At 62.0% G+C, this 13,021-nt stretch carries 13 protein-coding genes and 1 pseudogene; 12 read left to right on the top strand and 2 right to left on the bottom strand.

All coding sequences use genetic code 11. The features are described from left to right. The 8 genes and pseudogenes from ABLV54_RS12405 to ABLV54_RS12440 form a co-directional block, all read left to right on the top strand. Window positions 1-175: pseudogene (locus tag ABLV54_RS12405) on the top strand (hypothetical protein); the annotation flags it as partial. A gap of 479 nt (window positions 176-654) precedes the next feature. Next, window positions 655-1,203: a type 1 fimbrial major subunit FimA gene (gene fimA / locus ABLV54_RS12410; RefSeq protein ID WP_004205364.1), complete on the top strand. Its 549-nt coding sequence runs from the start codon at window positions 655-657 to the stop codon at window positions 1,201-1,203. Window positions 1,204-1,274: 71 nt separating this feature from the next. After that, complete coding sequence (locus ABLV54_RS12415) at window positions 1,275-1,811, top strand: fimbrial protein (RefSeq protein WP_012967260.1); 537 nt, start codon at window positions 1,275-1,277, stop codon at window positions 1,809-1,811. Window positions 1,812-1,860: 49 nt separating this feature from the next. After that, a complete protein-coding gene (locus ABLV54_RS12420) occupies window positions 1,861-2,565 on the top strand; it encodes a fimbria/pilus periplasmic chaperone (protein WP_164481517.1) in 705 nt (234 codons plus the stop codon). 81 nt (window positions 2,566-2,646) lie between these two features. After that, window positions 2,647-5,259, top strand: a complete 2,613-nt coding sequence (locus ABLV54_RS12425) for a fimbrial biogenesis usher protein (RefSeq protein ID WP_101881689.1) — start codon at window positions 2,647-2,649, stop codon at window positions 5,257-5,259. 10 nt (window positions 5,260-5,269) lie between these two features. Further along, complete coding sequence (locus ABLV54_RS12430; protein WP_080820253.1) at window positions 5,270-5,797, top strand: fimbrial protein; 528 nt, start codon at window positions 5,270-5,272, stop codon at window positions 5,795-5,797. Between the two features lie 27 nt (window positions 5,798-5,824). Next, window positions 5,825-6,310, top strand: a complete 486-nt coding sequence (locus ABLV54_RS12435) for a fimbrial protein (protein ID WP_072199039.1) — start codon at window positions 5,825-5,827, stop codon at window positions 6,308-6,310. 17 nt (window positions 6,311-6,327) lie between these two features. After that, window positions 6,328-7,233, top strand: coding sequence for a fimbrial protein (locus tag ABLV54_RS12440; RefSeq protein WP_032429212.1), 906 nt, complete (start codon window positions 6,328-6,330; stop codon window positions 7,231-7,233). A 267-nt stretch (window positions 7,234-7,500) separates the two neighbouring features. Here ABLV54_RS12440 and ABLV54_RS12445 read toward each other — a convergent pair whose 3' ends face one another. Both ABLV54_RS12445 and yjdI read right to left on the bottom strand, forming a co-directional pair. Continuing rightward, window positions 7,501-7,773, bottom strand: coding sequence for a GNAT family N-acetyltransferase (locus ABLV54_RS12445; RefSeq protein ID WP_002916201.1), 273 nt, complete (start codon window positions 7,771-7,773; stop codon window positions 7,501-7,503). A gap of 11 nt (window positions 7,774-7,784) precedes the next feature. Beyond that, complete coding sequence (gene yjdI / locus ABLV54_RS12450) at window positions 7,785-8,015, bottom strand: 4Fe-4S mono-cluster protein YjdI (RefSeq protein ID WP_004205354.1); 231 nt, start codon at window positions 8,013-8,015, stop codon at window positions 7,785-7,787. Between the two features lie 224 nt (window positions 8,016-8,239). On the opposite strand from yjdI, the gene ABLV54_RS12455 reads away from it, so the two are divergent. The 4 genes from ABLV54_RS12455 to ABLV54_RS12470 are packed head-to-tail and all read left to right on the top strand — an operon-like array spanning window position 8,240 to window position 12,939. Then, entirely contained in the window at window positions 8,240-8,512 is a 273-nt protein-coding gene (locus ABLV54_RS12455; protein WP_032454006.1) for a YtcA family lipoprotein, read from the top strand. Between the two features lie 6 nt (window positions 8,513-8,518). Beyond that, on the top strand, window positions 8,519-9,544 hold the full coding sequence (gene mdtN, locus ABLV54_RS12460; protein WP_023290946.1) for a multidrug transporter subunit MdtN: 1,026 nt from the start codon (window positions 8,519-8,521) through the stop codon (window positions 9,542-9,544). Window positions 9,545-9,556: 12 nt separating this feature from the next. After that, a complete protein-coding gene (gene mdtO, locus ABLV54_RS12465) occupies window positions 9,557-11,494 on the top strand; it encodes a multidrug efflux transporter permease subunit MdtO (protein WP_348814165.1) in 1,938 nt (645 codons plus the stop codon). Beyond that, window positions 11,491-12,939 carry an MdtP family multidrug efflux transporter outer membrane subunit gene (locus ABLV54_RS12470; RefSeq protein WP_044524654.1) on the top strand — a complete coding sequence of 483 codons (1,449 nt, stop codon included), beginning with the start codon at window positions 11,491-11,493 and terminating at the stop codon, window positions 12,937-12,939. The genes mdtO and ABLV54_RS12470 overlap by 4 nt, the downstream gene beginning before the upstream one ends. Window positions 12,940-13,021 lie beyond the last annotated feature (82 nt).

Consider the following 13,021-nt stretch of genomic DNA (forward strand, 5'->3'; position numbering starts at 1 on the left):
AACACAACCCGCTACGGGGGAGACTTACCCGAAATCTGATTTATTCAACAAAGCCAATATTCGACACACGGTGCGCTACACCGCCAGCAATGCGGCGCGTTTTGCCGGAATATGGGAAAGAAATAATCTTATTGGAGAAAACAATGCGGAAGCGAGAATTGATACAACCGATTGAATTTAATTAAAAAAATAAACCGTGAACAGGTCAATTGGGGCCAAACTGTTTATATCATAAAAATGTTTTGACATATTTTGCAACTCACCACGCCATATTTGTGCAAAAAAATTCATAATCATCTGATTTTAAATCATTTTTAAAACATCAATTACGCACTTTTCTCACCCTAACCTCCCGGGGCATCGACGCGCCTTCGCCAGCGGCATCGCTCTTCCTTTCGCACTCCGCCAACAACCACAGATGAAATATCCATATAAACAACATTTCTCAGAACTTAACACCAGAAAACAGGCGTAATTAAACGGAAATCAGATCGTTTATCTCAACGAGTCAAAATGGCCCCAATTGTCTCATCGGTTGGGCGAAAACTGTGCAGAGCCGGCAGCCGGACCACTCGGCTGAAATCTGAAATGCCTGGAAGGCACAACGGCTGCCAATCCGGTTCGTTATTTCGACATCGTTCAAAGGAAAACAGTATGAAAATCAAAACACTGGCAATGATTGTTGTGTCAGCCCTGTCTCTGAGCTCCGCGGCGGCCCTGGCCGATACCACCACGGTTAACGGCGGGACCGTCCATTTTAAAGGGGAAGTCGTTAACGCGGCCTGTGCGGTAGATGCCGGCTCTATCGATCAAACCGTTCAGTTGGGCCAGGTGCGTTCCGCGAAGCTGGCCACGGCGGGGAGCACCAGTTCGTCCGTCGGTTTCAACATTCAGCTGGATGATTGCGACACCACGGTAGCAACCAAAGCGTCCGTCGCCTTCGCCGGTACGGCTATCGACAGCAGCAATACCACCGTTCTGGCGCTGCAAAACTCTGCCGCCGGCAGCGCGACCAACGTCGGCGTGCAGATCCTCGACAACACCGGCACGCCGCTGGCGCTGGACGGCGCCACCTTCAGCGCAGCCACCACCCTGAATGACGGCACCAACATCATTCCGTTCCAGGCGCGTTACTACGCCACTGGCGCCGCGACCGCCGGTATCGCGAACGCGGACGCCACCTTCAAAGTGCAGTACGAGTAAAGCAACCATCAGGCAAGGAAGCCATCCGGGCCAGGAGGGCCCGCGCTTAATTTTGCAACCGGGGTGAAACGATGCAGGGAATGAAATCGGGTCTGCTACTGCTGCTGCCTCCGCTGGCGCTGGCCGGTAATCAGTGGAACGTCACGCTGCCGGGAGGGAGCATGCGCTTTCAGGGCCTGATCATGGCCAGTTCCTGCCGCGTTGAAGCCGGCGATCGGCAGATGACGGTCAATCTGGGACAGATCAGCAGTAACCGATTTCACGACGTGGGCGAAGACAGCAACCCGATCCCTTTCGCGATTCATTTACAGGATTGCAGTACGGCGGTCAGCCAGCATGTCGGGGTGGCATTTCACGGCGTGGCTGACGGCAAAAACCCCGATGTGCTGTCGGTGGGCGAAGGCCCGGGGATCGCCAGCGGGATCGGCATTGCGCTGTTCGACAGTCAGGGCCAGCAATTGCCCCTCAATCGTCCGCCGGATCGCTGGGTGCCGCTCTACCGCGGACCGACGACGCTAAATTTCGTCGCCAAATATCGGGCGACCGGACGCCAGGTCACCGGCGGGGCGGCCAACGCCCAGGCCTGGTTCTCATTAACCTACCAGTAATCAACCCGCAGACCAGCAGGACAACACCGTGAGCAGACAAGGAGATAATGTGAGAAAAACGGCAACGACGATACGCGGCATACTGACGGGATGTGTGCTTTTCGCCGCCAGCGCGTTGAGCGCCAGCGCGCACGCGGGCGTCGCGCTGGGCGCGACCCGGGTCATCTACCCGGCGGGTCAGAAACAGGTCCAGCTGGCGGTCACCAATAACGACGACAACAGCACCTGGCTTATTCAGTCATGGGTGGAAAATGCCGATGGGCAGCGAGACGGCCGGTTTGTTATCACTCCCCCCCTGTTTGCCATGCAGGGCAAAAAAGAGAACACCCTGCGCATTATCGACGCGACCAATAACCAGCTGCCGCAGGATCGGGAAAGCCTGTTCTGGATGAACGTGAAGGCCATTCCTTCAATGGATAAATCGAAGCTCAGCGACAACACCCTCCAGCTGGCGATTATCAGCCGCATCAAGCTCTACTACCGACCGGCAAAACTGGCCCTGCCCCCGGATCAGGCGCCGGATAAGCTGACCTTTAGCCGCAACGGATCGTCGCTAACGCTGACTAATCCCACCCCCTATTACCTGACGGTGACCGAACTGAACGCCGGAACGCGCATTCTGGAAAACGCCCTGGTGCCGCCGATGGGCAAAACCAGCGTCAAGCTGCCCGCGGATGCCGGCAGCACCATCACCTATCGCACCATTAACGATTACGGCGCGCTGACGCCGAAAATGAATGGCGTACTGCGTTAACTCTGGTGTGCCCCGCCGCGCGGGCCACGCTGCGCATGACCAGAAGCACTGACTGCCGGGCAACGTCGGACCGGAGGGATTATGTCACATCGAAAATATGGACTGGACCGTGGAGGTCGCCGAAGCGCCCGGCGCCTGATTACGCCGGCGCTGACGCTGTGGCTCTGCTCGCAGCCGTTTGCCGCGCAGGCGGACCTCTATTTTAACCCCCGCTTTTTAGCTGACGATCCGGCGGCGGTGGCAGACCTGTCGGGATTTGAAAAAGGCCAGGAGGTCCCGCCGGGCACCTATCGCGTCGATATTTACCTCAATAACGGCTATATGACTACCCGGGACGTTACTTTCCAGGCCGACGCGCAGGGCCATGGCCTGTCGCCCTGCCTGACCCGCGGCCAGCTGGCGAGCATGGGGGTGGATACCGGACGGGTGACGGGCATGGCGGCCCTGGACAGTAAGGCCTGCGTGCCGCTAACGACGCTCATCAGCGAAGCCACCACCCGCTTCGATGTCGGCCAGCAGCGCCTGTATCTCACCGTACCCCAGGCGTTTATGGGCAGCCACGCCCGCGGCTATATTCCGCCGGAGCTATGGGATAACGGCATCACCGCCGGGCTGATTAACTATAACTTCACCGGCAATAACGTTCATAACGCCACCGGGGGGAACAGCCGTTACGCCTATCTGAATCTGCAGAGCGGGCTGAACCTCGGCGCCTGGCGCCTGCGCGATAACAGCACCTGGAGTTACAGCAGCGGCGGCAGCGCCTCATCCAATGAGAACCGCTGGCAGCACGTCAACAGCTGGCTTGAGCGGGACATCATTCCCCTGCGGTCGCGGCTTACCCTCGGGGATAGCTATACCAACGGCGATGTCTTCGACGGGATCAACTTCCGCGGCGCGCAGCTGGCCTCCGATGACAATATGCTGCCGGACAGCCAGAAAGGCTTCGCGCCGGTGATCCACGGGATCGCCCGCGGCACCGCGCAGGTGTCAGTCAAACAAAACGGCTACGAAATCTACCAGAGCACGGTGCCGCCGGGGCCGTTTACCATCGACGATCTCTACGCCGCGGGCAACGGCGGCGATCTGCAGGTCACCATTAAAGAAGCGGATGGCACCCGCCAGGTCTTCAGCGTGCCCTGGTCAACGGTGCCGGTGCTGCAGCGCGAAGGCCATACCCGCTTCGCCCTCTCCGCCGGGGAGTACCGCAGCGGCAACAGCCAGCAGGAAACGCCCGATTTTTTCCAGAGCACGGCCATGCATGGCCTGCCGGCCGGCTGGACCCTGTACGGCGGCGCCCAGCTGGCGGACCGCTATCGCGCCTTTAACCTCGGGGTGGGGAAAAACATGGGCTATTTCGGCGCCTTGTCGCTGGATATCACCCAGGCCAACGCCACCCTGCCTGACGACAGCGAGCATCAGGGACAGTCGGTGCGCTTTCTCTATAACAAGTCACTGGATGAGACCGGCACCAACCTGCAGCTGGTGGGCTACCGCTACTCCACCCGCGGCTACTATAACTTTGCCGATACCACCTACCGCCGGATGAGCGGCTACAGCGTGGAAACTCAGGACGGGGTTATCCAGGTGAAACCCAAATTTACCGACTACTACAATCTGGCTTACAGCAAACGCGGCAAGGTGCAGCTGAGCGTGACCCAACAGCTGGGGCGCACCGCCACCCTCTATCTGAGCGGCAGCCACCAGACTTACTGGGGCACCGACGATGCCGATGAGCAACTGCAGGCCGGCCTCAACGCCGCCGTAGACGATATCAACTGGTCGCTAAGCTACAGCCTGACGAAAAACGCCTGGCAGCAGGGGCGCGATCAGATGCTGGCGGTTAACGTCAATATCCCCTTCAGCCACTGGCTGCGCTCCGATAGCCGTTCGGTCTGGCGGCACGCCAGCGCCAGCTACAGCCTGTCGCACGATCTCAATGGCCGCATGACCAATCTGGCGGGCCTGTACGGCACCCTGCTGGAAGACAACAACCTCAGCTATAGCGTGCAAACCGGCTATGCCGGCGGCGGCAACGGCGACAACGGGAGCACCGGCTATACCGCGCTCAACTACCGCGGCGGCTACGGCAACGCCAACGTCGGCTACAGCCGCAGCGATGGCTTTAAACAGCTTTACTACGGGGTCAGCGGCGGCGTGCTGGCGCACGCCAACGGCATCACCTTGAGCCAGCCGCTGAACGATACCGTGGTGCTGGTGAAAGCCCCCGGCGCCGGCGGCGTGAAGGTGGAAAACCAGACCGGGGTACGCACCGACTGGCGCGGATATGCCGTCCTGCCGTATGCCACCGAGTATCGCGAAAACCGGGTCGCGCTGGACACCAATACCCTGGCGGACAATGTCGACCTTGATGATGCGGTGGTCAGCGTGGTGCCTACCCATGGGGCGATCGTCCGCGCCAGCTTTAACGCCCAGGTGGGGATGAAGATCCTGATGACGCTGACCCATCGCGGCAAACCGGTGCCGTTTGGCGCCCTCGCCACCAGCGACAGCAACCAGAGCGGCAGCATCGTCGCGGATAACGGTCAGGTCTACCTCAGCGGGATGCCGCTGGCGGGTAAGGTGCGGGTGAAATGGGGCGATGGCCCCGACGCCCAGTGCGTGGCCGATTATCGTCTGCCGCCGGAGAGCCGGCAGCAGGCGCTCAGCCAGCTGTCCGTCGCGTGTCGCTAAGGAGATGATGATGAGAACACCGCAGTATCTGCTGGGCGCCCTGCTCACGCTGGCCGCGCCGCTGGCCTTCGCTGCCGACAGCACGATCGCCATCAGCGGCTATGTGCGCGACAACGCCTGCGCGGTGGCCGGAGAGTCGAAGGAGTTCACCGTCGATTTGCAGGACAACGCCGCGAAGCAGTTTTACGCCGTCGGGGCGACGACCCCGCCGGTGCCGTTCCGTATCGTGCTGTCGCCCTGCGGCACTTCCGTCACCGCGGTGAAGGTCGGCTTCACCGGCGTGGCGGATAGCGTCAATACCAGCCTGTTAAAACTCGACACCGGCGCCTCGGCGGCGGCGGGAATGGGGGTGGAGATTCTCGACCAGCAGCAGTCCCGACTGCCCGTCAATGCCCCGTCGTCAGCCATCGCCTGGACCACGCTGACGCCGGGCCAGACCAACATCCTGAACTTTTACGCCCGTCTGATGGCCACCCAGGTGCCCGTCACCGCCGGGCATGTCAATGCGACAGCGACTTTCACCCTGGAATTTCAGTAAGCGGAGGCTGCAATGAAATGGACCCACGTGGGCTGGCTGCTGGCCGGCCTGTTAACCGCGAGCCCTTCCCTGCGGGCGGCCGATGTCACCCTCACCGTCAACGGGAAGGTGGTGGCCAGACCCTGCACGGTCTCCACCGTCAATGCCACCGTCGAGCTGGGAGATCTTTACACCTTCAGCCTGATCGGCGCGGGCTCGGCATCGGCCTGGCACAGCGTGGCGCTGGATCTCAGCAACTGCCCCGTCGGTACCTCACGGGTGAAGGCCACCTTCAGCGGGACCGCGGACAGCACCGGCTATTACAAAAACCAGGGGACGGCAGGCAATATTCAGCTCGAACTGCAGAGCGAGGACGGCGCCACGCTGAACAACGGCAGCAGCCAGTCGGTACAGGTGGATGAGGCCAGCCAGTCCGCCCGCTTCCCGCTGCAGGTCAGGGCCCTGTCGGTCAACGGCGGCGCCACGCAAGGCACCATTCAGGCGGTGATTAACGTCACCTATACCTACGCCTGAGCCAGGAGAGCATCATGATGAAAAAAATTATCCCTCTGTTCACCACCCTGTTGCTGCTGGGCTGGTCGATAAACGCCTGGTCCTTCGCCTGCAAAACGGCCACCGGCGCGACGATCCCCATCGGCGGCGGCTCAGCCAACGTCTACGTTAACCTGACCCCGGCGGTCAACGTCGGGCAAAACCTGGTGGTCGACCTCTCCACGCAGATTTTTTGCCATAACGACTATCCGGAAACGATCACTGACTACGTGACCCTGCAGCGCGGATCCGCCTATGGCGGCGTGCTGTCGAGTTTCTCTGGCACCGTGAAATATAACGGCACCTCTTACCCCTTCCCGACCACCACGGAAACGGCGCGGGTGATTTACGATTCACGGACCGATAAGCCCTGGCCCGCCGTCCTGTATCTGACGCCGGTCAGCACCGCCGGCGGGGTGGCGATCGCCGCAGGATCGTTAATCGCGGTGCTGATCCTGCATCAGACCAACAACTACAATAGCGACTCCTTCCAGTTCATCTGGAACATCTACGCCAATAACGACGTGGTGGTCCCCACCGGCGGCTGCGATGTCTCTGCCCGCGATGTCACCGTCACCCTCCCCGACTACCCGGGCTCCATGGCCGTGCCGCTCACCGTGCACTGCGCGCAGAGCCAGCAGCTGGGGTATTACCTCTCCGGCGCCACCGCGGACAGCGCCCACGCGATCTTCACGAACACCGCCTCCGCCTCGCCGGCGCAGGGGATAGGCGTCCAGCTTACCCGCAACGGCAGCGCCGTGCCGGCGAACAGCACGGTCTCGCTGGGCACCGTCGGAACCTCGCCGGTCAATCTCGGCCTGACGGCGACCTACGCCCGGACCACAGGCCAGGTCACCGCCGGTAATGTGCAGTCGATCATCGGCATTACCTTTGTCTATCAATGATGACCGATGACATCCTCTCTTCCTGCTCGCTGGCCGCCCGGGGGTTGAACCAGCGGATGCTGAACGCGGCGAAGCGGCTGGCGGGGGTAAAAAGCGGGTGAAATATCACCCGCATATGGCCCCTCGCTTTCCGCACAGGCAGCCGCCTCGTTCATCAGCAAACTCACGGTCGGCGTTTGAACAGGCATGGGGGTAAGCGATGAGTGACTAATGGCGCGGATGCGCTGGCGAGTGAAAAGCGCACCGGTTTACACCGGTGCCGGTACGTCAGGCGCGAATATCGTCGTATTCGCGGGTGTTATCGAATTCATGTTTGGCAAACGGGCAGAGTGGAATAATCTTCCGCTGCTCCTGGCGCATTTTTTCCACCACCTTCGCCACCAGCTGTTTCCCCACGCCCTGGCCTTTCAGGCTGGGATCGACATCGGTATGTTCGATAATGCTGAGGTGTTCGCCGGTGGGAACAAAAACAATCTCCGCGACCTGGTTACCCTGCGCGTCGTTAACATAAAATTTGTTGTGCCCTTCCAGTATTTCCATCTTCTCCTCGCTTATTTATGACGATATTGCAGGGCGCCGCTCGGGCAGGTATCGATCACCTTCACCACCGTCGCGACATCCACTTCATCCGGGATGATCCACGGCTTACGCTTGAGATTGAACAGCTTCGCGCTGCCGCGCACGCAGTTCCCGGAATGCTGACAGATCGCCGTATTAAAGTAGACGTCGATTTTCTCCCCGGTGTAGGCCCGGTAGCCGGCTTCCAGTAATTCCTTATCCATGACATTGCCTCGGTCTTGTTTTATGACTTTCAGGCTAAGCATAGTCCTCCCCGTGACGGCTGACTATGCGCAAGTCGGTAATGGGCGTCAGGAGAGGGATTTGGCGCATCCTCCCGCTCTTCCGGCGCGCACGGATCCCGCAGTCAACGTACGGTTGACTTTCATTCCCGCAACGAGGCGATTACACTCATGACACACTGGTAAGAGCACTCAGGGATGTTCCATTGAATCATATTGCCACCATAGCCCGCCCGGCGCGGCTACTGCTCGTCTTGCCGCTCACCGGCTGCTCACTCTCACCAGCGATCCCGGTATTGGGCGCCGCGTTCCCCGGCTGGTTTTTCTGCTTGTTGGGCGGCGCGTTTTTACTCATCCCCTGCCATATCCTGATTACCCGTAACGGCTGGCAGCCGCGCTTTTCTCCCCTGGTCTTCAGCTATGTCGCGCTGATGTTCCTGTTCGCCACGCTGCTGTGGTTTCTGTTTTTTGTTCACTGATCGCTTATGACTACTTCCCGCACTCCCCTGTTACGCAAGAAATGGCCTCTGCTGGCGCTGGTCCTCGCCGCCATCCTGGCGCTGATCCTGGTTATCTGGCAGTTGCAAACGTCGCCGGAGACCAATGACGCCTATGTCTATGCCGATACCATCGATGTGGTGCCCGAGGTCAGCGGACGCATCGTGGAGATGCCCATCCGCGATAACCAGCGGGTGAAAAAAGGCGATCTGCTGTTCCGCATCGACCCCCGTCCCTATCAGGCGATGCTCGATGACGCGAAAGCCCGGCTGACGACCCTCGACGCGCAGATTATGCTGACCCAGCGCACCATCAAAGCGCAGGAGTATAACGCCCAGTCGGTAGCGGCCGCCGTCGAGCGCGCCAGAGCGCTGGTCAAGCAGACCACCTCCACGCGCATCCGCCTTGAACCGCTGGTGCCGCAGGGGTTTGCCTCGCAGGAAGATCTCGATCAGGCGCGCACCGCCGAGAAAGCGGCGCGGGCGGAGCTGGAAGCCACGCTGCTGCAGGCCAGACAGGCCTCGGCGGCCGTGACCGGCGTGGATGCCATGGTGGCGCAACGCGCCGGGATCCTGGCGCAAATCGCCCTCGCCGAACTGCATCTGGAATTTACCGAAGTGCGCGCGCCGTTCAACGGCGTGGTAGTGGCGCTGAAAACCACCGTCGGCCAGTACGCCTCGGCGCTGAAGCCGGTATTCACCCTGCTGGATGACGACCGCTGGTATGTGATCGCGAACTTCCGCGAGACCGATCTGAACAACGTGCGCCCCGGCGTGGCGGCGCGGATCACCGTGATGACCAACCACAACCGGACCTTTAACGGGGTGGTCGATTCGGTCGGCTCCGGGGTCCTGCCCGAAGGCGGGAGCGTCATCGAAGGCCTGCCGCTGATCCAGAAAAGCATTAACTGGGTCCACGTCTCGCAGCGCTTCCCGGTGAAAATCGCCGTCAGCGATCCCGATCCGGCTTTGTTCCGCATGGGCGCCTCGGCCAGCGCCGTGCTGCAGCCGTAGCCGGGCGACGCGATGTTTCCTCTCGCCCATTTTTTACGCCAGGAACTGCGCGACGCGCCGGGACGCGCCAGCTACACGCTGCGCCTGACGCTGAGCTGTGCGGTGCTCATCACCCTGTTCATGACCCTGCAGATCCCCTTCCTGGCCGTCGCGCTGATCGTCGTGTTCTACGTCAGCCAGCCTAACGTGTTGATGATTAAGTTAGTCAGCGTGGTCTTTTTTGTCACCGTCAGCGTGGCGCTCGGCGGCGTGCTGCTGATCATCAAGTGGACCTATGACTACCCGCTGATCCGCCTGGCGGCCTCCGTGGCGCTCTTTTTCTGCGCCATCTATCTGATGCGGGTGCTGGGCAAGCTGGGACTGGCCTTTTTCGTGGTGGCGCTGGCGGTGATTTACGCCCAAACCTTCCCGTCGATGACCAGCCAGAGCGAGATCCTGGTGCGTCTGCTGCTCTGGCTGTGGGTGGCGATTAACACCGCGATCCTTGTCACCCTGCTGGTCAACGCCTGTTTTCAGCAGGCCTTTCCCGGCAACCAGTTTAAGGCGCGTCTGGCGGAGATGCTGCAGTCGGTCGCCCGCCGGCTCGCGACCCCGGGCGGAGAAACGCCACCGACCTTCGGCGAGACCGCCGCGCAGTTCAACCAGCTGCAGTCGCTGTTCGCCCAGGCCTGCAGGGCGACGCCGGAGATCGCCGCCGATCCGCAGGCCTGGCGCTCGCGGCTGGCCGCAACCCTGCGCTGCTACCAGCTGGCGGCGCTGCTGCAAGCGGACGAGGCCGATAGCGACGATCGCCTGCTGCTGTCGCAGGCGGTACTGCAGCTGAAGAGCGCCCTTAGCGAGGGGCCGTTTGACGGCGCCATTCCCCCCCTGGCGCTCAGCGGCCGCGGCGCCAATCGCGCCGTTCTGCAGGAGATGGCTGCCCTTCTGCAGCAGCTGGACCAGGGTGAGCCGGTGGCCCTGCCGCAGGGCGAGGTGGAAAAACCGCCTCTGCTGGCGCCGGACGCCTGGCGCAACCCGGCGTATCTCCATTTTGCGCTCAAGACCCTGCTGGCGACGCTAATCTGCTATGTCTTCTATACCGCTGCCGACTGGCAGGGGCTGCACACCATTATGCTGAGCTGCGTGATCGTCGCCCAGCCCGGGCTGGGCGCCACGATGCAGAAGACGTGGCTGCGCATCGGCGGCGCGCTGCTCGCCACTCTGCTGGCGCTGCTGTTAATCGTCTTTGTCCAGCCCTGGACCGACTCGCTGTCGGGGCTGCTGGCGATGTCCCTGCCGGTGCTGGCGCTGGCGGCCTGGATTGCCGCCGGCTCGGAGCGTATCGCCTACGCCGGGATCCAGATTGGTTTCACCTTTGCGCTGGCCTTCCTCAGCTGGTTTGGTCCGCTGACAAACCTCACCGAGCTGCGGGACCGGGTGCTGGGCATCCTGCTTGGGGTGCTGGTCTCCTCCATTGTCCATTTGTATCTCTGGCCGGACAGCGAAGCGCCGCAGCTGAAATCGCGCCTCGCCGGACTCTATCGCCGGCTGGCGGACTGCCTCGCCGCCCCGCACGATGCGGTGCCGCTGGCCCCTCTGTTTGTCGCCTTCACCGACAGCGAAGCGCTGATCCATCGGGTTCGCGCCGAACCGCTGGGTACGTATGCCCACCCCTGGCCCCAGGCGAAAGACTGGCCGGTGCGCGCCACCCTCGCCCGGGCCGAGGAGATCGCCCGCCTCAGCGAAGGGTACCGGCTCAACGCCGCGCCGGGAGACCCGACCCTGACCCGCTGCGCCGAACAGCTGCGGCGCTACGCCGAACGTATCGAACAGGAGGCGACAGCGCCTGCCGAGCAGCTGGCCGCCGACCTGACTAACCCCTTTGGCCCGGCGCTGGCCGCCGCGCTGGCCGCCCTGCCCGACTGGGGCCCGACACCGATAGCGACTGAGCAACAGGCTAAAACGTCATGATGATCCTTCCTTTCTCCGCGCGGCTGCGCGGCACTCTCCTTACCCTGACGCTGACGCTGCTCAGCGGCTGCGCGCTGATCCAGGACGAGCCAGCCCAGGTCGCCATCGTCAATCCGCAGCAGGCCCAGCTGGCGCAGGTGATCCACCTGGCGAATAGCGACTGGCCGGCAGCCCGCTGGTGGGAGGCCTATGAGGATCCTCAGCTCAATATGCTGATCAACCGGGCGCTGCAGAACTCGCCGACCATGCAGGCCGCCCGGCTGCGCATCTCTCAGTCGCAGTCCACGGTGGAACTCGCCCAGTCGGCGATGGGCCTGCAGGCCACCGCCGTCGCGGCGCAAAACCGCCTGCGGATCACCGACAAATCCTTTAGCTGGCCCTACTCCTACTCCCTGCCGGTGGATAAGAACGGTCCCTGGTATACGCTGAACACCGTTGGCGTCGGGGCGCAGCTGAATATCGATCTCTGGGGAGCCGATCGCGCCCGGGTTGCCGCCGCCATTGGCGAGAAAAACGCCCGGCTGGCGGAGACCGCCGGCATTGAGCTCGACATCGCCAGCAGCGTGGCGCAGCTCTATTTCGCCATGCAGGCGACGTTCCAGAAAATCGCGCTGCTGCAGGACCTGGAAGGCATTGCCCAGTTCTCGGTGGCGGCCCACGAGCATCGGACCCAACGCGGCGTGGAAGACAGCGTGGATGTGGCCAACGCCCAGGCCGAGCAGCTCGCCGCCCGCCAGCAGATCATCAGCGCCGAGGGGACGCTGACCCAGTATCGTGAAACCCTGCGGGCGCTGATCGGCGCCGATGCGCAAAGCATGCCGGCGATCCATCCGGTGGCGCTGCCTGCGCTCCAGGAGACGCTGCCGCCGTCGCTCTCTTTCGAGCTGCTGGCCCGCCGCCCGGACCTGCAGGCGCTGCGCGGGTATGTGACCGCCTCCCTGAGCCAGGTCGATGCGGCGAAAGCGGCGTTTTATCCCCATTTTGATATCAAAGCGTTCTGGGGTTATAACGCCCTGAGCGTCGGGGATCTGTTTAAGTCCTCTTTCCAGCAGATCAACCTGCTGCCTGGGCTCTATCTGCCGATCTTCGACGGCGGTCGTCTGAACGCCAATCTGCAGTCGGTGCGCACCGCCAGCAATATTCTGATCAAACAGTACAACCAGGCGGTGTTGGACGCGGTTCGCGATGTCGCCATCAGCTCCAGCCAGCTTAACGACCTGAATCAGCAGCGCGCGCTGCAGCAGCTGAAGGTCACCGCGGCGCAGACCACCACCGACAGCGCTCGCGCCCATTATCAGCGCGGCCTGCTCAGCCGCTACGCCGCCGAAGAGGCCCGGCGGGCGGTCCTTGCCCAGCAGCTGTTGCTGCTGGATATTGAGGCCCAGCGGTTGAGCACCGACATTACCCTGATCAAAGCCCTGGGCGGCGGCTACCGCGGCCAGTAACAAAAATGGCTTCCCCGGTGGGGAAGGCATTAAACCGTCTTCAGGGATTGCCCGGCGGCGCTGCGCTTGCGCGGGCCTACGG

It is taken from the genome of Klebsiella sp. JB_Kp042, assembly GCF_040065275.1.
GTDB lineage: Bacteria > Pseudomonadota > Gammaproteobacteria > Enterobacterales > Enterobacteriaceae > Klebsiella > Klebsiella quasipneumoniae.

Coding starts and splice junctions, on each gene's coding strand:
- fimA (WP_004205364.1), top strand. CDS start 655: ATGAAAATCAAAACACTGGCAATGATTGTTGTGTCAGCCCTGTCTCTG.
- yjdI (WP_004205354.1), bottom strand. CDS start 8,015: ATGGATAAGGAATTACTGGAAGCCGGCTACCGGGCCTACACCGGGGAG.
- ABLV54_RS12425 (WP_101881689.1), top strand. CDS start 2,647: ATGTCACATCGAAAATATGGACTGGACCGTGGAGGTCGCCGAAGCGCC.
- mdtO (WP_348814165.1), top strand. CDS start 9,557: ATGTTTCCTCTCGCCCATTTTTTACGCCAGGAACTGCGCGACGCGCCG.
- mdtN (WP_023290946.1), top strand. CDS start 8,519: ATGACTACTTCCCGCACTCCCCTGTTACGCAAGAAATGGCCTCTGCTG.
- ABLV54_RS12470 (WP_044524654.1), top strand. CDS start 11,491: ATGATGATCCTTCCTTTCTCCGCGCGGCTGCGCGGCACTCTCCTTACC.
- ABLV54_RS12445 (WP_002916201.1), bottom strand. CDS start 7,773: ATGGAAATACTGGAAGGGCACAACAAATTTTATGTTAACGACGCGCAG.
- ABLV54_RS12440 (WP_032429212.1), top strand. CDS start 6,328: ATGAAAAAAATTATCCCTCTGTTCACCACCCTGTTGCTGCTGGGCTGG.
- ABLV54_RS12430 (WP_080820253.1), top strand. CDS start 5,270: ATGAGAACACCGCAGTATCTGCTGGGCGCCCTGCTCACGCTGGCCGCG.
- ABLV54_RS12415 (WP_012967260.1), top strand. CDS start 1,275: ATGCAGGGAATGAAATCGGGTCTGCTACTGCTGCTGCCTCCGCTGGCG.